The sequence below is a fragment of the Vibrio sp. Isolate24 genome (genome assembly GCF_022398215.1).
GTDB lineage: Bacteria > Pseudomonadota > Gammaproteobacteria > Enterobacterales > Vibrionaceae > Vibrio > Vibrio coralliilyticus_A.
In genome coordinates, this window is record NZ_JAKEUU010000002.1 from 770,004 (window position 1) to 792,382 (window position 22,379).

The window sequence follows — 22,379 nt, forward strand, 5'->3', positions numbered from 1 at the left end:
CGTCTGAATCACTAATCCAATTTGAATTTACCCATCGCTTGCTGGAGCGAGGCGGACAGGCGGCTGAGCTCCTGACAACCCTGTGCGGTGCTTTCAGAGCCAGCAGAAACAGATTGAGCAGACATGTTAATACTCTCAATATTTGAACTGAGCTCTTCAGCCACACTATCCTGCTGATTACACGCGCTGGCTATTTGCGTTCCCATGTCAGCTATTTCTGAGATAAAGCCACGAATCGCGGTCATAAGTTCTTGAGACTGATTACCTTGCTCGACGCACGTTTCGATTTGCTGACGCGAACGATCGGTTGTTTCTTTTGCCTGGCTGGCAATAGCCTGAAGTTTCTCGATGATTGCGGTGATTTCACTTGTGGAAGCCTGTGTACGCCCGGCGAGTGTACGAACTTCGTCGGCTACAACAGCGAAACCTCGTCCTGACTCACCCGCTCGTGCAGCCTCAATAGCGGCGTTTAGTGCGAGAAGATTGGTTTGATCGGCAATGTCTCGGATCACATCAACAATGGTATTAACCTGGTTCGATTGTTGTTCAAGCTCGGCTACACTTTCACCCGCTTCCCCCATGATCTGTGCGACATTTTGAATAGAACCGACCATTGCTTTGGTATTACGTGCCCCTTCTTGAACTTTGCCATTCGCGTCATTGGCTTTTTCAGCAGAGACTTCTGTGGTTTGAGCTACATTTGCCACAGAGGATTTCATTTCCCCCATCGCCGTCGCAACATGGGTGACCTGTGATTGCTGATCTTGCATTTCACGCGCTGATTTGTTCGATGTATGCGTCATGTCATCGACTGCGCGCCCGAGCTCGCGAACCACTGTGACGCTCTGGTTGATCAAGTCTCTGAGGTTGCTTTGCATTCGGGTCGAAGCATCAGCCAGCTCACCTAATTCATCGTTACCGATCGCTGAGCGATCCAGTGTTCTAGACAGATCCCCCTCGGCGATTGCATTGGCTTGCTTAACAACGACAACTAAAGGACCGCATATAAGTCGGGTCAGAAACATCGTCATAATCACCATGACTGCGACGATCAAAACATTGATGATCATTGCTGAACGGCTTAAGCCATCGACTGACGATAAAATCGCTTCCCGATTACTGTTCATTGCACCTTTGAGAATGTCGACCAATATATTAATGTCAGCCTCGATGCTCTCAAACTCACCAAGTGAGTTAGCCAATATGGGGTAAGCGGTTTCTTTGTCCATGTTGGACATGGCTTGGTTGAATGAGTCCATCGTCGCCAGATAACCTTGCCACTTCTTATCTAGTCGCTTGAAGGTTTGTTCTTCTTCACCAGGCCAAACGGTCTTTCCGTAGGCGCTGAGCCCTTTATTAATTTCCTGACGAATGTTCTCGTTGCTTGAAATGGTGGATTGAACTTTTGCAGGATCACTCATCGCAAAGGCGGCAAACTGAGCTCTTCGCCATAACGACATCTGGTCTCGAATAGAGTCGACTTTCTCGACAGCAGGCAGTGTATCGTCGGTATAGTTGAGGAGTTCGGCTTTAATGTTCCTTAGTTCACTCAGCATTAAAAAGCCGAAGCCCAAATTCATTACGGCGATAACGACAAACGCTAAGGCAATTTTTTTGCCGATCGAAAGGTTCTTCACATGCATACGTTAGGTACCTTACATCTAAGTTAAGAGTGCCCTGTGTATGACATCCTTCTCTCTTCAAGGACTTTGCGGTACACGCACTCTTTATTCAGCACGAGTACAGCCAGTCACAGCCGAATACTCATACTGTTTTAATACTCAATAAAGATAGGCAAGGATAATGTGAATAGCGAGAAGCAATAGATAATGCTAATGAAAAGATAGTGCTTAGAACAGATGTGGTGACGTTGTCACTAGTGAGTTTGAGGAATTGAGTAATGATAAAAGTAGCAGATTTTCAGTATGTTATTGATGCTTCACTGTGTAATCGACTAGAGTCATTGCACCACTTCTCTGCCACAATTCATAATTTCTAACATTCCTCAATACACTTTATAAATCTCATCTACTTTCCAATATATGCATCCAATTACTTATTGATGAGAGCTATGGAAAGACGTACTTTTTTAAAGGGATTAGCGGGTGTTACTCTTGTGCCTGGGCAGCTGTTCGCTTCACCGACTGTGAATCACTCACTTTTCCCAGAGTCGATAATGCAAGCAGACTTCACGCCCTCTTCGGGCAACCTAAATCTGCTTTACGGGCAATTACCCGATGACATCATGGGCCATGTGTTCTTTGCTGAAGGCATTCCACTCGAGCGGGATCATCTTAGCCCGAGTGGTCGTGGTGCGCTGACCCGCTTGGATTTCTCCCTTGGGCAAGTGTCGTTTATGCGCAAAATGATCGACACTCCCTCTGCTATCATGCAACAGCACATCCACTATTGGCCTGATAGATTCAAATTGCTAGGTGGTATGGCGTATTACAGCCCTTCTATGGGATTTGTGAACTACTGTAATACCGCGCCCAACTATCTCGGTGATAACCGTTTCGCTTTGAGTTACGAAGGCGGCGTCCCTTATGAATTTGATGCGACGACATTAGATCTAATTACGCCCATCGGTCATTACGATGAATGGCGTAGCAGTTTACCACCATGGATGGACGCACTGACGCCAGACAAATGGCTATTTCCTCAGGTACGGACCACTGGTCACCCATACTTTGATCTCGAATCAGACGAGTGTTTTACCATCAACTATGGCGGTAACGTTTCAAATACAGGCACCAAGAATGGATTTATCCGGCTCCTGAAATGGGATAAGAAAAGCGCCCTTAAAGGTTGGGATATTGTCGGACGAGATGGCCGACCAGCATTTATCGCTGCGACTGCGCATTCACTGGGTGTCACCCGCCATCATGTTCTGATCTTTGAAACAGCGGCACAAGTTGAGCCGCTAAGAATGATTGGTGTCCGTTCAGTCTACGCTCAGCAACATCGCACGCCTGTATGGGTTATTCGCAAGAAAGACCTGCTCTCAAATCGTGACATTGTCACAGCCGATTACATTGAGCTTAACTTTGATACCTCGGATGTCATGTGTAATTACGATGATCATGAAAACGAAATTACGCTCTATGGGCAGTATCTGGGCGCGATGGATAAATCTGAGCCGCAATATACTCGAGATAGATTGCTCTTCGGCGGAAGAGTCAGTGATTCGCTCGCAGGTTATCCTGCCGCACCGGTGGATGTGGGTGGCCTCGTTCGCGCGCGCATTCAAGTTCAATCTGATTCAGTACGTGAAATTACGGGTGATTTTCGTTTAATTCGAGATGACCAGCTTTTCTGGGATATGAACGATCCCGCTTACCGAGGTCATTTCCAATTCCCTGAACAGTTTGACCATATCTATTGGGCTGCTGTGGGTTATCGAAAAGACCATGTTGTTGAGCGTGTCGCGGATGCGTACGATCAATACCCTAACCGCCTGTTTACCAATGACTCGTTGCCTCAAGAAGACCAACCTTCCGCGCTCGTCCATATGGATTGTCAAAAGATGGCAGTCACCGACGCTTATCAATTTCCTGCTGACTGTGTAATGCGAACGCCTCAGTTTATGTCGAGACCTGGTAGCCACGCGCAAGATGACGGCTACGTCTTTACTGCGGTGGTTCGTAAGGAGCCAACCAACACCATTGGCAACGGTAAAGAAATCTGGATTTTTGATGCGAGAAACCTCTCTCAAGGCCCGCTTGCCATTTTAGGTCATTCCCAACTCAATTTTGCGACAACGAATCATGCGCTTTGGGTTCCAGAGATAGGGCCAAGACCGATTGACGGATACCAAGCCAATGTTGGCGAGTTCTTCCGCAGTCGAGTTCCTCAACATCGACGTGCCGTTCGGGACGTTATCGAGCAACAAATACTGCCACGATTTGGCTGATAACAAATTTTAATTTCGAGCTGATGAAGCTCAATGTCACGATGCTTTCAAATAAGGAATATTTAATGAGAATAAGAACTCTCGCGCTCGGCGCAACTTTAATATCGGCTGCATTAGGAACAGCCTTTGCGCTTCAAACGAGCGAGCCTGAACGCGAAATCTCCAATTATCAAGGGACCTATACTTGTCATCCTGAAGCGGTTTATGACCCACAATCCATTGAAGGCGTTCAGGCTATCATTAAAGATGCACTGATACGCGGTAAAAAAGTGATGACGGGTAACCGTAAGTTTGCCAGCCAGATTGATGCTGCCTGCGCGGGTGATGACCAAGTTCAACTCACGCTGAAGAATATGGATAAGATCGTTCATTTCGATGCAACGAATAAACGAGTCACAGTTGAAGCGGGTATGAGGTTTAACGACTTAAATGACTTTCTTCGTGAACAAGGTTATGCGATCAACATGGTCACTGAGTTAGCCATCTTCACAGTCGGCGGTATGCTTGGCAGTGGCACACACGGCTCAACATTAGACAAACCTAGCAATATGCTGGCGGACTATGTGACAGAGCTTAAAGTCGTTGACGGTCAGGGAGACGTTCGTGTATTAAACGGCGATTTACTCGACGCTGCTCGCGTCAACTTGGGCGTGCTAGGTGTCGTCGTTGAAGTCACGCTGGCTATCGAGGAAGCGTTTAAAGTCAAAGCAGAAGTGACAGGGTATCGTGACGATTCTGGATTGGAAGATGTTGTTCTGGACATCGCTCGCAACAACTACTCAGCCAATATTGCCTGGTTCCCTGGCCTTGGCCGCTATACCACCACCTTATACAACCCTGTTCCATTGGAGACGCAAGGTGAAGCGTATAATGCTCAGGCGGATGTGTCTGATGCAGAAGAGTTCTTCTTCGGCTTGCTGTTTAATGCCGCTCACGAATTTCCGGGCACTGGATTGCAATGTCTAGCCGCCGTTGCGCGTTATAACGCCAGAGCGAAGTCTTACTTCCGCGATACTCATACTGGCAAGAAAGTGAGTGAACCTATTGGTTACTCTGATCAAATGCAGTACTTCAAATGTAAAGATCCCAACAAATGTATTTGGGACAGACTTCCTATCGCACTTCAGGAAGTGGCCATTGATATTGAGCGTTTGCCTGACTGGATCAGTGACGTACGTGAGATAGTCGCGGCTCACCCAAGAACGTGTTTCCCTCTCAATGGCATTTATTTCCGCTTTGGTAAAGCGTCTGACAGCTATATTGGTATGAGTGCTGGTCGCGAAACCGCATTTGTGGGTATTGAATACACCTTGCGTCAAGAAGGTAAAAAGGAACCGAAGAATTACTTTGTGAATCTGGAAATAGAGCAGATGTCATTGCGTAAGTATGATGCACGACCTCACTGGGGCAAAAATTCTGTTGCGATCTTCGAGGATATGCCTTCTCGATTCCCGATGTGGCCTGAGTTCTTACAGGCGAAAGCAGAGCTGGATCCTTACAATATTTTTACCAACCCTTTCTGGGAGCGCGTAAGTGGAGATATCCCTATGGATGACTATTTAACGCCAGGATGTAACGTCCGTGGGGAATGCTACTGTCAGACAGATGAGCACTGTCAGTCTGGAACGCAATGTCAGGCTGGGCTGCATTTCACCGACGCTCGTATTTGTCGCTAGCTAGTGTCAATTGGCCATAGGGAGAACTCCTTGTGGCCGATTAGCATCAATACTTATTTCCCTTTACTCATCCTCTATTGATTTAAAGGAACTCCAGACGATGAATATGAAATCGATTTTGCTTGCCGTCACAGCTTCATTTTCTCTGTTGAGTCTAACTGTGTCTGCGACTACCTTAGATGATATTCGGCCACATGTACCAAGCTCAGATAAAACTTGGGCAGAACAGTGGTTCTATAATGTTGCGGTACCGGATGTGGGTTATTTCAAAATCAGCCTCCAGAGCTATATAGCGCCTGATTTTGATGAGCCAACGCCCAAAGCATACGTTCACCTTGCTTTTACTCCACTCAATGGAAAAACCATTAAGTACGATATCTTCCGTGACGAACTCATTATGAAAGGTTTTGATGATGCGACACTTTTTCACTATGAAATCCCGGGGGTTGTCGTAGCTAATCAAGACTCGGTTGAAGTGACCTACAATGACTTCCATTTCTCGATGCGTTGGGATGGCGAGCATGCTCATTATTGGCGAGGATTAAACCCAGGGCAAACCCCATTTGGTATCATTCCAGAATTGCCCGGTGTCGGAGGCAAATGGTTTCTTTATACTGTAGGAACACCAATTCAATACAGCTTCTCTGATGGTGACGTGTCTTTGTTTGGAAGCGGTTATGCTCAGGTTGATAAAGGCTGGTATGACAAAGAATCGAGTGCAGGTATGGTTTATAGTATGGGGCTCTCCGATGATCTCTACTACATGTTCACAGGTGCTAAAATTGGAAACTCCAATATAGAGTTATGGGCTGGACGCTACATTTCAGACAACTACGACCTTATTTTCTACCCCGCCATTGGAAACCTATCGGTCAAGCGTGAATATGATTCTTGCGCTGGCTACCTAAAAGTTGAAATGAACAAACTCAGATACAAAATGGTGATGGAGGCAAAATCTGATTTAGATGATTTTTATCCTCTTGAATTTCCTTCCGTTATCATTTTTGGTGGTGAACAAAAGTACATGAAGTCTATGAAAGCGGATGTAAAATTCTCTTTGTATGACTTTGGGCAATTGGAAGAATCCATCGAAATTCCGCAAGCATTGCTTGAGTTCAGTGGTCCTTTCTATTGCGATGCCTTGTCTACAGAATAAGCAGCTGGCCTATATAAAATGGTTGGAAAACCCAGCCATTTCATAGGCCTTATACTTTTAATATTTTTATTAAATAACGGTTTCCTACATTAGGAAGTTTTAATTTAGAGGTATTTAAAATATAAACCTTAACTGAACATAATTGTTTTAACATTATGCCTTAAAGCTTGTCTGGTTATTATACCGAACGATAAAAAATCATAAAAATACCTGAAGTTTCCTATAAGAAACATTTGTGATCTATGTTTTGATTTTAGCTTAAAATTCCAAATTATATTTGAATTTTAATTAGAGCAATTACTTTAATTAATATTTTAACATTATCAATATTGAGACATATGACTGAGAGCACTTTAGCAACACCTGAATGAAGAGCTATTCACTGTTATAACGATCACTTAAAAACTAATGTACAACAAAAAATTTTCCTTTTAAACAGATGGTTATATTAAAATCCATCATCTACTCTTTTTATATTAAACTCATTTAATACTGTTTAAATTAAATAACAAAAGTGGCATTAAGATCATTAAAAGAACAAAGTCTGTATCATTTCCGAGCAATAATGTCATAGACCAATCATGGTTTAAACTGAATTAATATCACATTTTGTGCTAATTGATTAGTATAAGAATTCAATTAATTCACCTAAAAAATCCCTTTCCCGAAATCCATTGATCGTGGTACTAAATAAAACACGGGGATTGATTTGGAATATAGCTTGATTCCAAGAGGTATTTATTCTCGTTCAAGGATGACAACAAAATATCATGGAAAGTTAACTAACGTTTAAATTGTTATTAAGTAATAACTCTTTACGAGGATTTTTGTATGCAAAATAACAGAACTAAAGTGTTAGGGACGCTTACCCTACTCTCTTCTTTGTTTGCTGCACATGCGTTTGCTGATATTCAGATACTTGGAAGTGAAAGTGAAATTTCTCAGTCAATTACTGAGCACTATCAGCAATCAACTCAGTTTTACAACGGACACTTGGCTAAGACCGATTTACTCTACATCAATGTAGGAACCGCATCTGATGATGATATAGCCCAGGCAAAATCTCATGTTGTGAAAGGTGATACAGTGGTTATCGACCTAAAACAAGTTTCCGGTGACGATGCAAAAATTGAGTTAAGCCAATCGTTAACAGGGCTTGGTAGTGACGCACCTGTAGTAGTCACTGGAATGTATCAAGGCGACAATATCATCAACTCTATTGTGGCGGACGTTCGTGACGAAAACGGTGAGCCAGTGAATAACCCATTGGCTGAATTAGAAAGCATTAAGCAATCATTGGTTCATGCACTTGATCGCCTTGGTTTTGGAGGGGAGTAACATGAAAACTTCTACTATTTTCACACTTTCCTTGCTTGCGGCTTCTGTCAACGCGTTTGCGGATGATTACGTTCCTGTAGTTGAGAAAGTCTACTACATCACCAGTTCCAAGCTGACGTGTAATTTGTATACCAGTAAAGATTTTGAAACGAAACGAGATTGGTGTAACGCGGGGGCCTCAGTTGATATTCGCGTTAACGTATCCCAGATGCGTTCGGTTCAGTCATCAACTTCACAAGGTTTTACACCTGACGCTAAGATCGTGCGCTTTACCGTTGAAGCTGATAAACCTGGCACAGGTTTCCACCTCGTCGATGACCTTCAACAGGATCACAGCTGGTTCCAAAGCTGGGCGAATCGACGTACATATATAGGTCCATTTGCAAGCAGTTACGAGCTATGGGTAAAACCAGTTTCAGGTTACGTACCAAAGAAAGTCAGCGACTTTCCTCATAACGAGAATAAGAATTACCAGCATCGTGATACACATGGCTACTCTATCGGTATTAATGGCTCCGCTGGTGCGGAGGTTGGCAAAGATGGGCCTAAAGTCAGCGCAGAAGTCAGTGGTTCATTCAGCTATAAGAATGAAAAAACATTGGTGTTTGATACCAAAGACTACCGTGTAAACAACCGTTCTTCACTCAGTGATTTTGAGGTTGCTTTTGAGCGCGAATTTGATGAATGTGAAGAGCTACGCCGTGAAGAACTAGGCTGCTACTTTACATCTGCACACTGGGGAAGCGGATGGGTATTCGATAAATCGAAATTCAACCCAATCTCTTACGCTAACTTCAAACCTAACTACGACGTCATCTACGAAGCTCCAGTCTCTCAGACAGGAACTACGGATTTTGAAATCGGTGCGAAGTTTATTGCCAAAGCACGCTATGGCGACGTTATTCCATCGGCACTCTTCTCCGTCTATGGACCTGGCGGCTGGGCAACAACAGGTTGGTCCATTCCGCGTACAGTTCGTATAGACTGGAGTCACCCACTGTTTGAAGCTGAGGCACACGTAACCTTACAGTCGTTAAGCAACAACGACTTGTGCCTAGACGTTTATGGTACCAACGGCGATAAAGAAGCCGAGGGTGGTCAAGTGGATGGCTGGAGCTGTCACGGAAGTTGGAATCAGACTTGGGGCCTAGATAGTAATGAGCGTTACCGCAGCCGTGTTGCACCAGATCGTTGTCTGACGGTTTCTGATGATAAGAACCTAACCGTTGAGTCATGCAGCTCTAACCTTGCTCAAAAATGGTTCTGGGAAGGTGACAAGCTGATCAGTCGATACGTCGATGGTACCAATAAACGTTATGTGCTTAACATTCTAGACGGTCGTAACGTTGGAGTAACGCCTGAAGATCAAGCAACACACGCGAGATGGAAACCAACACTACAAAAAATCAAACTGTAATTTTGTAATGAAGCTAAAACGGAAGACACTGTCTTCCGTTTTTATTTGAAAACACTCTTTTTAGACAGAGAAGCTCGGATAGAAAACCACTCTAACTTGGCTGATTAATAGTTAGCCTGTTCCAGATGTTTGTTCAAATCGTCGCTTTGATTACACAAAAAACCGAGGACTGGGATCGTTCGTAATAGTACGTTTCTCTTATATCTATAATTAATTTCAAGCCAAATAGCGGTGCGATTCTTGTGCCACAAAATTAGGTAGCAGAAGTTAATCTTATGTTTCATTTTTAGCAGGTGCATAACTTAAACGGCCCTATTATTGTTATCAGTAGGTTTACAAACCGTTACACAGTGAGGGCCAGATGAAAGTACTAATCCAATATACTCAAACCGGTAAATATCGCGATCACGCTTGGGAAGCCTATACTCTTAGAGCTAAAGGCGATATTCATGCGGTCACTCCTTCTTACGCAGCACAGCTCATAAAGCAAAATAAAGCCAACTTGTTCACCACAGAAGATTCTGACATCGTCATTGCGCCATAATAGAAAAGTTCTCAACGTTTACGCTGAGGACTTCTTTTTGTTCGATTTATAAAAAGTGCCCATCATCAGTCAATATAGGCGGCCCTTTTATTGGTAGGAGTATGAGTTCAACTATGATGAAGTTGGCGATTATCGTTATGATCTTGATAATATTTTGATATTAAAATGTTTAGTTATAGTGCGTTAAATGGTGTTTATCTTAACTCAGACACTCAAGTCAATACGGCCAGGGTTACAATTACGGATAGCTTTTAATGCCTCTGGTGGCATCTGAACATTGGCGAACCAAAATGGCTTATGCTTATTAACAAAAACACTACTACGATCAAGCGCATCATATATTGAATAGGCTTGAGCTTGGGCTAAAGCAACCCCGTAAGGGCTTCGCTCTAATATGGGAATGTCATCTAAATCTTCAAGTAAAGCATTCTTTAGGTGTATATTTCTGGGTGACCACTCAATATGCTCTACCACTTTACGTGTTAGTAAACTTTCTAAACCAAGAATAACGTCTGGAAGCACACTCATAATGGGCTTAATCTCCGCGCAAGCGTAATATTCTTCACGACGATTCTTATCACGATAGAACTGCATTCGTTCTACTAAGGTATCTTCGAACATCATCGGGAAGTTGTTAACAATAGCAAACTGGCTAATAGTCCGTAAAATGCCGATTGCTATTCCCTGCTCAGGTGATTTTACACCAGCTTCCTCTAGGCGAATACGAGTAACATTTGCTGTCAAAATCATATGTTGCCAAAGTTTTGGAGCTATCAGCTTAGTGGTTGGTTCATCCCAACGTAGCAAAGGCTTAACCATTAAGATTGGAAACAAAACACGACTGTTATCAATACCAAGCAAGCCTATTGCCATCTTCGTGTCAGTGAAACTTCTTACCGTTTTACCCAAACGAGCACAAAACTTGGGATTCCTGCATAGTTCGAAAAGATTATTCTTTAATTGATTGTCGTTGACGGCTAAAACATCGAGCTTGCTATAACTGACTGAGGGCGAATACGCGATACTTAAAAAATAAGAAAAGTCAGGGAAACGCCCGAATAACTTTAACACCTCTAGCTCTGCAAGCTTTTCTATCATTCCTTCTGTCGCTAACTTGGAAATGTCCCCTATTACACTCTCATGTATCTTCTGCCTTGCTTCTGCCGCTTGGCGCCTCTCCTCGACTTTACTACTTTCACATTCCAGTAAGAGGCGCTGGTTTTTCATTACTCGCTCTTTTTCATTGAGAATCACTGTGTCGCAAAACTCGCTCTGCCGACTGAGCACTGAATCAACGTCTGACTGATCAAGCACATACTTAATACTAACAAGCCATTTGGCGTAACGTTCTCTGGTTGATGCAGCTATTGCTCCAGCCAGCTGATTTGCTTCTTCATTGTATTTTTTGTTGGTAAGTAGCAAACAGAAATACCCCATGGGAAGAATCATTATTTAACATTAGCACAAACAATTATACCTAAGAGTGCTGACTAAAAACCTAATAGCAAAGCCCCAGTGATTGATGCCAATCACTGGGGCTTAGGTATAAATGATGTTCTGTTAATGCGCTTTTTTCTTACCTTTGGACTGAAAACCTTGATGAGGGAACACATTTCTTATCCGCTGCTGGATCTTCTTCGGAACTTGTTTAGAGAAGACAAGTTTCATTCCTGTCCGTTGCTGATAGACTTTAAATTCGCCATCGAAAGGATCGCGCTCAGCAATATCGAGAACATTGTGGCGAAAAGTAGGAGGAAAGTGACCTTTTTCCTTAGTGATTTGCCCCAACTTAAATTGAACTCGCAAGACTGGTCTATCAATAGCTACCAGCCAAAAGATAACAATGGCCGCCACTAAAATTACATAAAGCATATCTACTCCTTAATCTAGTAACTTACTCAGATCCTCTTTGAGAGTGTTGACTGCTCTGCTTGCCTTTTCACTTCTAGAGGCCTCCGAAAGCAGATATTCAATGGCATCAGACAAAGTACAGCCCAGTTCATTTGCCCGCGTTGACAGCTTTTCCCAAACTCGATAGTCCAAGTCAATTGACTTCTTCTTGGTGTGTATCTGTTCGGCATTAAAATGGCGCTTACGCTTTGCTCGAATGGCTTGTTTGAGTTTATTGTCTAACTCAAGAGACATGTGAAGTTCTATCCACTCCAGAACTTTTGTTGGCTCATGCTCAAGGTTACGCAACTCATTCACCGCAGCCTCAGCTTCACTAGTGTCAACGTGACGAGTGATCTCCTCACCGTTTTTCCATTTACTAATGAGATAATTCCACTTCCAACCACATTCTAAATTTTCAAGCTGTTGATATTTCATTGTAAGCAGTTCCATTGAATTTGGGTGACAGCGTAACTCAGCGTCACTATAGATACAATCTTTATTGTAGAAAAATCGACCTAGATCATCACATTAAATTGGCTATGTCATACTTAGCGGTTTTTCTATATAATTTCTGACCTTTTCAAGCACATGAATACTGTCGATGAACCAAGAAAGCTGGCATGCCGTCACACCGCAATACTCCCATTATGACGATGTTATATCGCAATTTGAAAGCCTACCCCATGTTAGCTTTCTGGATGTTCAACCTCGATTAAAGCAAGCCTTGTCAACCTTTGCTGAGATTAAAGGCTTTTCTAGAATTCTCGTAATCAATTCACCTGATAATGCTTTCTACCGCACAAGTATTAAAAACGGTTTATCTTCGTTATCTAACAGCCCAATTATTTCATCTGAAAGCATTAATATAAACGAGTTACTTGGCACTTATTCATGTAATAAGCTTGGTGAAATTGTTTCACAAAAACAAGGTCTTTTAGAAAAAGCAAATGGCGGTTATCTTGTAGTATCGGCGAATATTCTTCTGGCGAATCCAAGTAGTTGGCCAATGCTTAAATCTGTCTTTCTTGGCGAACAGGTTAGCCCAGTCAACGTCACACCAAGCAACATTGCAAACGACTGCCCTATTTCAACTTACAACATTAAACTCATTGTCGTAGGCAATAGAGATCAGATCGCTGATTTAGAGTACTTGGATGGTGAACTCTATAATGGCTTGGCTTCTTATACCGAGATCGAACACGAAATCACATTAAGTGAACAATCTATCAGACCGTATTTAGGGTATCTGTCTTCCTTGCTAAAGGAATACGGTTTGCCATCGCTTTCTGCAGCATCTATTCATCGCCTAATGGTCGCTGGTGCAAGGTATACCGAAGATCAACGCTATATGCCGATTGAACCACTGTGGTATCTCTCGCTCTTTCAAGAAGCATCCCTCTACTCCGATGGGCAAAAAATTAGTGAAAGCGCACTAGATAAAGCTATAGAAGCAAAATATCAGCGTGAGTCATATCTTCCGGAGCGTGCATTATCTGATATCTTAGATGGACAAGTGATTATTGAAACTCAGGGTGAGTGTATTGGCCAAGTAAATGGTCTGACGGTCATCGATGTTTCAGGTCATCCTCTTCCTTACGGTGAGCCCGCACGAATTTCATGTGTTATTCATTTTGGTGATGGCGATATTTCCGATGTTGAACGCAAAGCAGAACTAGGTGGCAACCTTCACGCAAAAGGTATGATGATCATGCAAGCTTTCGTTTCAAGTGCGCTTCAATTGGATGAACCTCTCCCATATTCAGCTTCGGTCGTGTTTGAGCAATCTTATTGTGAAGTAGATGGCGACAGCGCAACGCTCGCTGAGTTGTGCTCTTTTGTCAGTGCACTCTCGGCATATCCAATAAATCAACAAATAGCCGTTACTGGTGCCGTAGATCAATTTGGACGAGTGCAAGCAGTCGGTGGCCTTAACGAGAAGATTGAAGGTTTCTACCATGTTTGTAAACACCAAGGCCTCACTGGCCAACAAGGGGTAATTTTACCCAAAACGAATCTAAAACATTTAGCCCTTCATAAAGATGTAGTAGAAAGCATTAAGAATGATGAGTTCCATATTTGGTCGGTGGAAACGGTTGATGAAGCTATTCCTATCATTATGGGCAAACCATTCCGTGGAGATGATGAAACTAGCGTGATTCATAAAATTGCGGAACGAATTGATAACTATGAAAAACATGAACATCCACAGGGAATTGTGGAACGCATCAAAAACTGGTTCTCTTAGAGCAAAGATTAGTCACATTTAGACTGATCGGAGTTGTTTAGCGTACACGTGTTCACTAACATGCTGCTATCAAAATTTGGAGTAATTGATAATGCAAAATAAACGTGATTCTTATAACCGCGAAGATCTATTAGCTTCTAGCCAAGGTGAGCTATTTGGCCCAGGTTACCCCCAGCTACCTGCACCTAACATGCTAATGATGGACCGCGTCACTAAGATGTCTGAAACTGAAGGTGATTTCGGTAAAGGTCTAATTCTAGCAGAACTCGATATTACTCCTGATCTCTGGTTCTTCGATTGTCACTTCCCTGGTGACCCAGTGATGCCTGGCTGTCTAGGCCTTGATGCGATGTGGCAACTTGTTGGCTTCTTCCTTGGTTGGGTTGGTGGCAAAGGTAAAGGCCGAGCTCTAGGTGTGGGTGAAGTGAAATTCACTGGTCAAATCCTGCCTACTGCAAAGAAAGTTACTTATGAAATTCATATGAAACGAGTTGTTAACCGTAAGCTTGTAATGGGTCTAGCTGATGGCCGCGTTCTTGTAGATGGAAAAGAAATCTACGTAGCGAAAGACCTTAAAGTAGGCCTTTTCCAAGATACATCTGCGTTTTAAGCAAGTCTTTTGTAAGCGACTCAATCGAGTCGCTTTTTTGTTGCCAATGAATTTAGTTATAGTGCGTTAAAAATGCAAACAAAAGCCCCGAATTTTCGGGGCTTTTGTGTTCCTTATATCGTATGTGGATTGAGTCTGTTATTTGTAGAGACCAGAGTGTTTATCTTCCCTGGCATCGCGCCAACCACCGAGCCAATAAGATCGAGCATCCATCTGTTGATATGGACATGAGTCCGTTGAGCGGCCATTTAAGCCTGCTTTATAGCCTTGAGATTGAGCTCTTTCTAAGCGGTCACGCTTTTGTCTCTTCATAGTGTCGTCCTCATACATAAAGTTTTTCTAACGTACTACTATTAACTTTTTGTGGAGCTTTTATGACTCCACCATTAAGAATCGATCAAAATCTGGTCTTTCTCAAGGCATAAAAAAAGCACAGGCTCAAAAATGTGAACCTGTGCCCTAGATGAAAATTTAATCTATTTTCTACGGAACCCTAAGAAAGCAAGTAGAGTCAGAGCTAAGAAACCAAGCGAAGATCCTTTGCGCTCGACTGTCTCAGTGCGGAAGCTTCTCGCTTGAATATCATCTTTTCCACTTCCAGTAATAGGCACTAGTTTAACCGCGACCACCTTTTCAACATTAATAGCACCACCTTGACAGTATGAATCGACTTCAGTAGTGTCGTAACCATTTGTACATTTAAGCGCAGTAGCAGCAATGACACCTGCATCATTGATATCTGCTGCATCAATAATTCGATATTGGTTATTATTTGAGGAAACAGAACCATCGTTAGTGAGGTCATCTAGAATCCAAGCTTTGCTATTAAATATAGATGAACGACGTGTAGAATTTGTGTCAGTAGCGTTGAGGGGATTTATAAATGCTCGCTTAGCTCGCTCCACTCCATCGACTTCAGCCGAACTACTGATATCAACGCTACCGACCACTTCATTAAAGTTGTTGATCCCGCCCATGGTTCCACCAGCTCCATCAAAGAATATTCCACCGCTAAAGTAGGTGGCTGTAGGTGAGCTTTTCACATCAGCAATATAAAACAGTCTATTTGAAGCAGCGCGATTCTCTGGCTTATCACCCGCTCGCTTTGCACTACCTACTGCGACAAAGTTGTCATTAATAGATGAAACGACTGAATTACTATAGATATAGTCAGAGCCGCTCTGAGCATTTGAAACTGCATTAATATCATTTGTGTTAAATACCCATTGTGTAACATCATTGGGATCAGCACTCATATCACCAATAAACACAGTAGCATCCATTCGTTGGTCTGAATAAGTATTGTAACCTACACCATAAAAGGTCGTACCATCCACTTTAAAATCTCTGATACTTGCCTGACCAAGTGTGTTGCCATCTTTCTCAGCACCACCACTACCAAAACCTATCTCCTTCACACCAGATGAACTATCCCAAATACTAGCTTGAGAATAAAAGTGCGTTCCATTACCATCAGTAGCTTGCTCACGCGATATGCTACCAACGGTATAGGTACCATCAGTTTTCCAAGCTCGTGTTTGCACTACAGTTGGGGCATCTGATGGTACAGTTAAATCCGAAGCACCAACAAATGCCACATTTCTTGTGCTGTCATCACGTTTATTACCAACCGGATCCGTTCCATCTAGACTATTAATAACTGCGTTGGTTGTCGAAACTGCCGCCGTTTCGCCCTCGACAAAAGCAATCGAATTTAAATAGTTGCTCGATAGCTCTTTAGCATAGCCATTCCATTCATCTGTAGACCAAGTGTCACAATCTGCATAACGAAGCTGAGCATTACAATAGCTTTCAAAATCAGCTTGATCATCCACGTAGTTAAAAGCATTATCCATCGCGAACGGAACTTCTTCTCGGTAGCTAATGCCTTCTTTCCAGTTGCGTGTTTCTGCAGCAATTTTGAAATCAGAATCTGCACAAGTGCCACCAAAACACCCTAATGTCGGATCGGGACCTGCCCCTTGCTCAACCGCTGTTCCGTAATATTCCGTGGTATATCCACCAAGACTGTATGTATCGTTAAGAGACTCATCAATCTCAACAACTTTATATATAGCGGCATTTACCCCAAAAGAAGCGGCTACAGCCAATGTAATGGATGATAGTTTAAAGATTTTACTACTCATTGTTTGTTAACTTTCCTGTTGCATTGCTTCGAGCTCTTCCCAACGCTCGAAAGCAATTTCAAGTTCCTGCTCTACGGCAGAAAGCTTATCTAAAATTGGTTGTGTCTGCTCTACTGGTTGAGAGAAGAAGTCAGGATCATTGACCTGATCTTGCAGCGATTCCAACTCAGCTTCCAGTGCTTCAAGTTTTGCCGGCAGTGCTTCTAATTCACGCTGCAGTTTATAGGATAACTTCTTCGGCTTACTCTTTACAGACACTGTTTTGGGAGATGCCTCAACCTGTTTCTCAGCCTTGTTCGGTTTTTCGACCGTACGAGCTTTCTTTGTTTGTTCACGTTGCTGCTGGGCATCATGATAACCGCCAACAAACTCTTCTATTCTACCTTCACCTTCAAAGATCCAACTCGTCATAACTGTGTTATCGACAAATTGTCGATCGTGGCTTACAAGCAGCAACGTGCCCTGATAATTGGCAAGTAAATCTTCCAAAAGTTCCAACGTTTCGATATCTAAGTCGTTGGTTGGTTCATCTAAAACTAATAAGTTGTTTGGTTTTAGCAAGATACGAGCAAGTAATAAACGGTTTTTTTCGCCACCGGATAGCGCTTTCACTGGCGTCCGCGCTCGCTTAGGTGCAAATAAGAAATCCTGAAGATAACTCAAGGCATGGCGCTGACGACCACCTACCATCACTTCTTGTTTCCCATCAGCAAGGTTATCGATAACAGACTTCTCAGGATCGAGCATTTCTCGGTATTGATCGAAATAAGCTACTTCCAACTTGGTCCCACAATGAAGTCGCCCCGAATCAGGTTGAAGATCACCAAGTAATAACTTAAGTAAGGTGCTCTTACCGCAGCCATTAGGTCCAATCAAGGCAATGCGGTCTCCACGCATGATATTGAAAGAAAAGTCCTTCACTATCGGCTTGCCATCAATATTGAAGTTGATACTTTCCGCTTCGAAAACGATCTTTCCAGAACGAGCCGCGTCGTCAACCTGAATATTGGCTTTGCCCTGCACTTCACGACGATCTTTACGCTCTTCACGGAGCTTTTTCAGGGCTCTAACTCGCCCTTCATTGCGGGTTCTTCGAGCTTTAATACCTTGACGTATCCACACTTCTTCCTGAGCGAGTTTTTTATCAAACTCCGCATTTTGCATCTCTTCGACACGCAGCATTTCTTCTTTATCAACGAGGTAATTGTCGTAGTTACCTGGGAATGAGGCTAATTTACCGCGATCAAGATCGACAATACGAGTCGCCATGGACTTAATAAAGGCTCGGTCGTGAGAAATAAAGATAATTGAGCCGCGAAAATCTTTCAGGAAGCTCTCTAGCCATTCGATCGTCGTCACGTCTAGATGGTTAGTCGGCTCGTCGAGCAGCAAAACATCAGGGTCTCGTACTAAAGCTCTAGCCAACGCAGCCTTACGCTGCCAGCCACCAGATAGATCCGTCAGCTTTGTATGCCCGTCAAGCTTCAACGCACCAAGAACATTTTTAATCCGATCTTCGAAACGCCAAGCACCTGAATGCTCAAGTTGTTCTTGAATCCGTGCAAGTTTATTAATGTTCTGCTCTGTTGGCTGAGTGGCAATCAGATCGAGCTGATCTTGGTAGATCTTTAAATGTTCCCCGATTTCCGCTAGCCCACCAGCCACATAGTCAAAAACCGTTCCTTCTTGATTACGCGGTGGATCTTGCTCAAGGCGAGACACAACGACATCTTGAGTCACCGTCAGTTTGCCATCATCCAAAGTTACTTCGCCGGCAAGAACTTTCATTAATGTCGATTTACCCGCTCCATTGCGACCGACTAGACAGACACGTTCATTTTCTTGAAGCGCAAAGTCTGCATTATCAAGTAGCGGGTGATCACCATATGCCAGCAATCCATTATTTATGGTAAGTAATGCCATTTTGTTCCAACCAATGTTGTAATTCTTGTAAATCAAATGGCCAGTTCAACTCTTCACCGTTGATATTAAGAACGGGAATAGTGACGCCGTAACGAGAAAATAGCTCATCATCGAATGCAATATCGACAATCTCTACGTCCTGGCTGACCTTTGCTTGTTGGCAAAGGTCATAGGCCATCTCACAGAGATGGCACCCTTCTGTACTGTAAAGTGTGATCAAATCTTGGCCTACTATTCTGTGTGAGTCACAATCCAGCAGTTGTGAATATGTTTATTGCGAGAAAAGTCTAACGGCAAAGTTTGACTCGATATATTTTTCGCATTGAGATTCAATTCACTCATCGCTTCCATGTCCATTTTGAACTGTCGTTTATTGTTCGAGAATACGATGGTTCCACCCGGACGTAGCAGTCGCTTCAGATTTTTCATCAGCTGAATATGGTCTCTTTGAACATCAAAACTTTGCTGCATCCTCTTCGAGTTAGAGAACGTCGGAGGATCAATAAAAATTAGGTCAAACTGTGAATTTGAACTTTCTAGCCACTGCAAGCAGTCTGCCTGTTCAAATTTGTGCTGCCTCCCTACCTGACCATTAAGCTTCATGTTTTCTTTAGCCCACTCAAGATAGGTATTAGACATATCCACTGTTGTTGTCGATTTCGCACCACCACAGGCCGCATGAACGGTACCTGAACCTGTGTAAGCAAACAAGTTCAAGAAGTCTTTACCTTTGGCCATTTCACCCAACTTGCGACGAGTAAGCTTATGATCAAGGAACAAGCCCGTATCGAGGTAGTCATGCAGATTGACGATCAAATTAACGCCATATTCGTTAACATGCATGGTTTCAGATTCTTGGGAGAGTTTCTGATACTGTGAGCGTCCCTTTTGCTTCTCTCGGACCTTAAGCACAACCTTATTTGCTTCCGTACCAGTCACTTGAATTGCTGCACGAATAATATCCGTTAAACGGCGCTTCGCCTTCTCTTCTGGGATATTCTTTGGTGCAGCGTATTCTTGGATCACAAGATGATCGAGGTAAACATCAATAGCTACGTTATATTCAGGTAGGTCTGCATCATAGATTCGGTAGCAATCGAGCTTTTCTTTGCGCGCCCATTTGCCAATTTTGGCAATGTTCTTCTTCAATCGGTTAGAGAAATCAGGAGCAATTAACGACTCTGTGACATTGTCACCTTCATTTTCTACCGGACGCTCACTAATCAAGTAGTTCTTCTGGTGACAAGGTAACGCACCATTATTCAGTTTGAACTGTTTATCTGCGCGCATGCGCAAACAGCTTAAAAGCTCGTCAGAACTAGAGAATATAGACGCTTGGCAGCCACCAAATTCAGATTTTAGCTGGGCACCAAATGCGGTGTACAGAGCAATTAAGCCTGGATGCGTCCCTAAACGCTCACCATATGGCGGGTTTGAAACAATAACGCCTGCTGTAAACTCTTTAGGACGTTTAACTTGAGCGGCATCGCCAAGATTAAATTCAATCAGAGCATCAACACCTGCTCGACGGGCGTTGTCTTTTGCCGTTTTAAGTACTTTTGCATCGTTGTCAAAGCCGAAAAACTTAGTGTCAACTTTTTTGACGCCCTTTCTCGCCTGTACTGCTGCTTCTGATTTAATCTCAGCCCAAAGCTCAGGTTCAAAGTCTTCTAGTGACTCAAAGCCCCATTTTTCACGATTGACGCCTGGTGCCATGTTCGCCGCCATCATGGCTGCTTCAATCAATAGCGTGCCTGAACCACACATAGGGTCTAGCAGAGGCTTATCAGCACTCCAGCCACTACGAAGAATAATGGCAGCAGCTAGAGTTTCGCGAAGTGGCGCACGACCAGACTCAGGACGATAACCACGTTGGTGCAGGCCGCCCCCCACCATATCCACGCCAAGAATCGCTTTATCTCGATGCAGGCGAACATGGATACGAAGATCTGCACGATCTTTACTGATCGACGGTCTTGGCAAGTTCTTTTTTTCGAAACTATCCACTACGGCATCTTTCACTTTCATTGCGCCGTATTGGCTATTGCGGATTTCTCGGTTAGTACCATTGAAATCAACAACAAACATCTTCGAACTATGGAATTGGTTTACCCAGTTCACTGAAGACGTTGCTAGATAGAGATCCATATCATCGTTACAAGTGAACTCGGATAACACACGGACGAAACGCGACGCTAAGCGGCTCCATAAGCAACAACGATAAATTTGCTCATTTGATGCTTTAAAGCGTACCCCTGCTTGAACAGGTTTGGCATTAGTGATCCCTAGCTTAGTTAACTCTTCAACCAACAAGTTTTCCAAACCGTTGGACGTAACCGCAAGATATTGATGCATAGTGTTTTTAAATTCTTGATAAATGACCCTTCATTATACCTGTCCCATAACAATTTCGTTAGCCCAATCCGAGTCAATCTCCCACTCAATTCACTTGATTGAGCAAAACATCATCAATGTTGATTTGATCCATAAATTCCAAAGTACTCATTAGTGTCTTTTCGATTTCCTACCTATTTTTTGGCTTTAAGGTGATAGTGAATGCTTATTCACAGTAATTTTGGACTATACCAAACTGCGTTTAATGTGTAATAAATTTTCATTTTTGAGCTAATTGGGGAATAAATAACAACTCGTAGTTCTGCTATCATCAATAACAGGAATATTTTATTGATAGTTAAATCGAAAATTTATGGGTTAATTACGGATGTACCCTATCAATACACGAAAATGTAGAGGAGCGAGCAGGCAAAAAAAGTCGGCACACAGGCCGACGGGGAAATGAAACAAAGGAACGAATGGTTAGCTGACCAGAGCCATGGGCTGTGTCTGACCAGCGAAAAGATGGTTGATATTAGCCATACGGTCATGCATCACTTTTATTGCCTGACCAAATGCGAGAGATTTCACGCCATTAAGAACAAAGGCGTCCAAATTAATAGATGCGCATAGACTTGCGTTATCTCCTACTTCCAGAACCAGGAAGCATCCATCACTGTAGCTATTAGATAACTGGACAAAGTCCCCTTCTTTGGGAGTATCAAGACCATTCGAGAGACAATCAAAAAACCAGCTCTTGGGCTGTACTGGTTTATGGAAACGCTTGGCAGCAACACAGTAAAGTGCCAGTTCTGCTTGGCGAGGTTCTGAAAGGTCTAAATGGGCGATTTGCTCTTTATAGGTTTGATAAGCAGATGCGTCATCAACGGAGAACTCATTCACACCTATTGCACAATCTACAATCAACTTTTTGGAAAGATTTGTCTTGAATACCATATCATCACCCAGATCCAGCATTAGGTGCTGCTCTGCGTCATCATAGTACCAAGTCCATTTGTCACTCGGTTTAAGCATCATTCCAATCTCGTGTAAAAGTTAATTCAGGTAAAACACTCAATTACCTTCCCATACATTTACCGAAATTCTATTCGCTAATAAGCAAAAAAAAAGAGGAAATGATAAATCATCCCCTCTTCAGAAACCGAGTAATTTCAAACCATTT

Annotated in this window: 18 protein-coding genes; 8 read left to right on the forward strand and 10 right to left on the reverse strand. The window is 43.1% G+C overall.

What is annotated here, in order from left to right; genetic code table 11:
* Window positions 1–11: 11 nt before the first annotated feature.
* Complete coding sequence (locus L1D23_RS11775) at window positions 12–1,643, reverse strand: methyl-accepting chemotaxis protein (RefSeq protein WP_006962199.1); 1,632 nt, start codon at window positions 1,641–1,643, stop codon at window positions 12–14.
* Window positions 1,644–2,071: 428 nt separating this feature from the next.
* Between L1D23_RS11775 and L1D23_RS11780 the strand changes: the two genes are divergently transcribed.
* The 6 genes from L1D23_RS11780 (at window position 2,072) to L1D23_RS11805 (ending at window position 10,044) form a co-directional block, all read left to right on the forward strand.
* Entirely contained in the window at window positions 2,072–3,913 is a 1,842-nt protein-coding gene (locus L1D23_RS11780) for a carotenoid oxygenase family protein (RefSeq protein WP_239866501.1), read from the forward strand.
* A 65-nt stretch (window positions 3,914–3,978) separates the two neighbouring features.
* On the forward strand, window positions 3,979–5,589 hold the full coding sequence (locus L1D23_RS11785; protein WP_239866508.1) for an FAD-binding protein: 1,611 nt from the start codon (window positions 3,979–3,981) through the stop codon (window positions 5,587–5,589).
* Window positions 5,590–5,695: 106 nt separating this feature from the next.
* Window positions 5,696–6,745: a hypothetical protein gene (locus tag L1D23_RS11790; protein ID WP_345779104.1), complete on the forward strand. Its 1,050-nt coding sequence runs from the start codon at window positions 5,696–5,698 to the stop codon at window positions 6,743–6,745.
* An 831-nt stretch (window positions 6,746–7,576) separates the two neighbouring features.
* Window positions 7,577–8,083, forward strand: coding sequence for a cytolysin secretion protein (locus L1D23_RS11795; protein WP_239866512.1), 507 nt, complete (start codon window positions 7,577–7,579; stop codon window positions 8,081–8,083).
* A 1-nt stretch (window position 8,084) separates the two neighbouring features.
* Window positions 8,085–9,500: a leukocidin family pore-forming toxin gene (locus tag L1D23_RS11800; protein ID WP_239866513.1), complete on the forward strand. Its 1,416-nt coding sequence runs from the start codon at window positions 8,085–8,087 to the stop codon at window positions 9,498–9,500.
* Between the two features lie 361 nt (window positions 9,501–9,861).
* Window positions 9,862–10,044: a hypothetical protein gene (locus L1D23_RS11805; RefSeq protein WP_239866514.1), complete on the forward strand. Its 183-nt coding sequence runs from the start codon at window positions 9,862–9,864 to the stop codon at window positions 10,042–10,044.
* Window positions 10,045–10,248: 204 nt separating this feature from the next.
* On the opposite strand, the gene L1D23_RS11810 is transcribed toward L1D23_RS11805, so the two are convergent.
* The 3 genes from L1D23_RS11810 to matP form a co-directional block, all read right to left on the reverse strand.
* Window positions 10,249–11,493, reverse strand: coding sequence for an HDOD domain-containing protein (locus L1D23_RS11810; RefSeq protein ID WP_239836414.1), 1,245 nt, complete (start codon window positions 11,491–11,493; stop codon window positions 10,249–10,251).
* 111 nt (window positions 11,494–11,604) lie between these two features.
* Entirely contained in the window at window positions 11,605–11,916 is a 312-nt protein-coding gene (locus L1D23_RS11815) for a DUF3634 family protein (RefSeq protein WP_239866516.1), read from the reverse strand.
* 9 nt (window positions 11,917–11,925) lie between these two features.
* Complete coding sequence (matP, locus tag L1D23_RS11820; RefSeq protein ID WP_239866518.1) at window positions 11,926–12,372, reverse strand: macrodomain Ter protein MatP; 447 nt, start codon at window positions 12,370–12,372, stop codon at window positions 11,926–11,928.
* Window positions 12,373–12,538: 166 nt separating this feature from the next.
* Between matP and L1D23_RS11825 the strand changes: the two genes are divergently transcribed.
* On the forward strand, window positions 12,539–14,182 hold the full coding sequence (locus L1D23_RS11825) for a Lon protease family protein (protein WP_239866520.1): 1,644 nt from the start codon (window positions 12,539–12,541) through the stop codon (window positions 14,180–14,182).
* Window positions 14,183–14,273: 91 nt separating this feature from the next.
* Window positions 14,274–14,792 carry a bifunctional 3-hydroxydecanoyl-ACP dehydratase/trans-2-decenoyl-ACP isomerase gene (fabA, locus tag L1D23_RS11830; protein WP_004743352.1) on the forward strand — a complete coding sequence of 173 codons (519 nt, stop codon included), beginning with the start codon at window positions 14,274–14,276 and terminating at the stop codon, window positions 14,790–14,792.
* A gap of 138 nt (window positions 14,793–14,930) precedes the next feature.
* Here fabA and rmf read toward each other — a convergent pair whose 3' ends face one another.
* The 6 genes from rmf to L1D23_RS11860 form a co-directional block, all read right to left on the reverse strand.
* Window positions 14,931–15,104 carry a ribosome modulation factor gene (gene rmf, locus L1D23_RS11835; protein ID WP_006962151.1) on the reverse strand — a complete coding sequence of 58 codons (174 nt, stop codon included), beginning with the start codon at window positions 15,102–15,104 and terminating at the stop codon, window positions 14,931–14,933.
* 164 nt (window positions 15,105–15,268) lie between these two features.
* Window positions 15,269–16,939: a DUF3466 family protein gene (locus tag L1D23_RS11840; RefSeq protein WP_239866522.1), complete on the reverse strand. Its 1,671-nt coding sequence runs from the start codon at window positions 16,937–16,939 to the stop codon at window positions 15,269–15,271.
* Window positions 16,940–16,945: 6 nt separating this feature from the next.
* Window positions 16,946–18,862, reverse strand: coding sequence for an ABC transporter ATP-binding protein (locus L1D23_RS11845; protein ID WP_239866524.1), 1,917 nt, complete (start codon window positions 18,860–18,862; stop codon window positions 16,946–16,948).
* Entirely contained in the window at window positions 18,840–19,082 is a 243-nt protein-coding gene (locus tag L1D23_RS11850) for a glutaredoxin family protein (RefSeq protein ID WP_239866526.1), read from the reverse strand. Before L1D23_RS11850 ends, L1D23_RS11845 begins: the two co-directional genes overlap by 23 nt.
* Window positions 19,083–19,093: 11 nt before the next feature.
* Window positions 19,094–21,217: a bifunctional 23S rRNA (guanine(2069)-N(7))-methyltransferase RlmK/23S rRNA (guanine(2445)-N(2))-methyltransferase RlmL gene (gene rlmKL, locus L1D23_RS11855; RefSeq protein ID WP_239866528.1), complete on the reverse strand. Its 2,124-nt coding sequence runs from the start codon at window positions 21,215–21,217 to the stop codon at window positions 19,094–19,096.
* Window positions 21,218–21,679: 462 nt separating this feature from the next.
* Window positions 21,680–22,231, reverse strand: a complete 552-nt coding sequence (locus L1D23_RS11860) for a cell division protein ZapC (RefSeq protein ID WP_239836893.1) — start codon at window positions 22,229–22,231, stop codon at window positions 21,680–21,682.
* Between the last annotated feature and the right edge of the window lie 148 nt (window positions 22,232–22,379).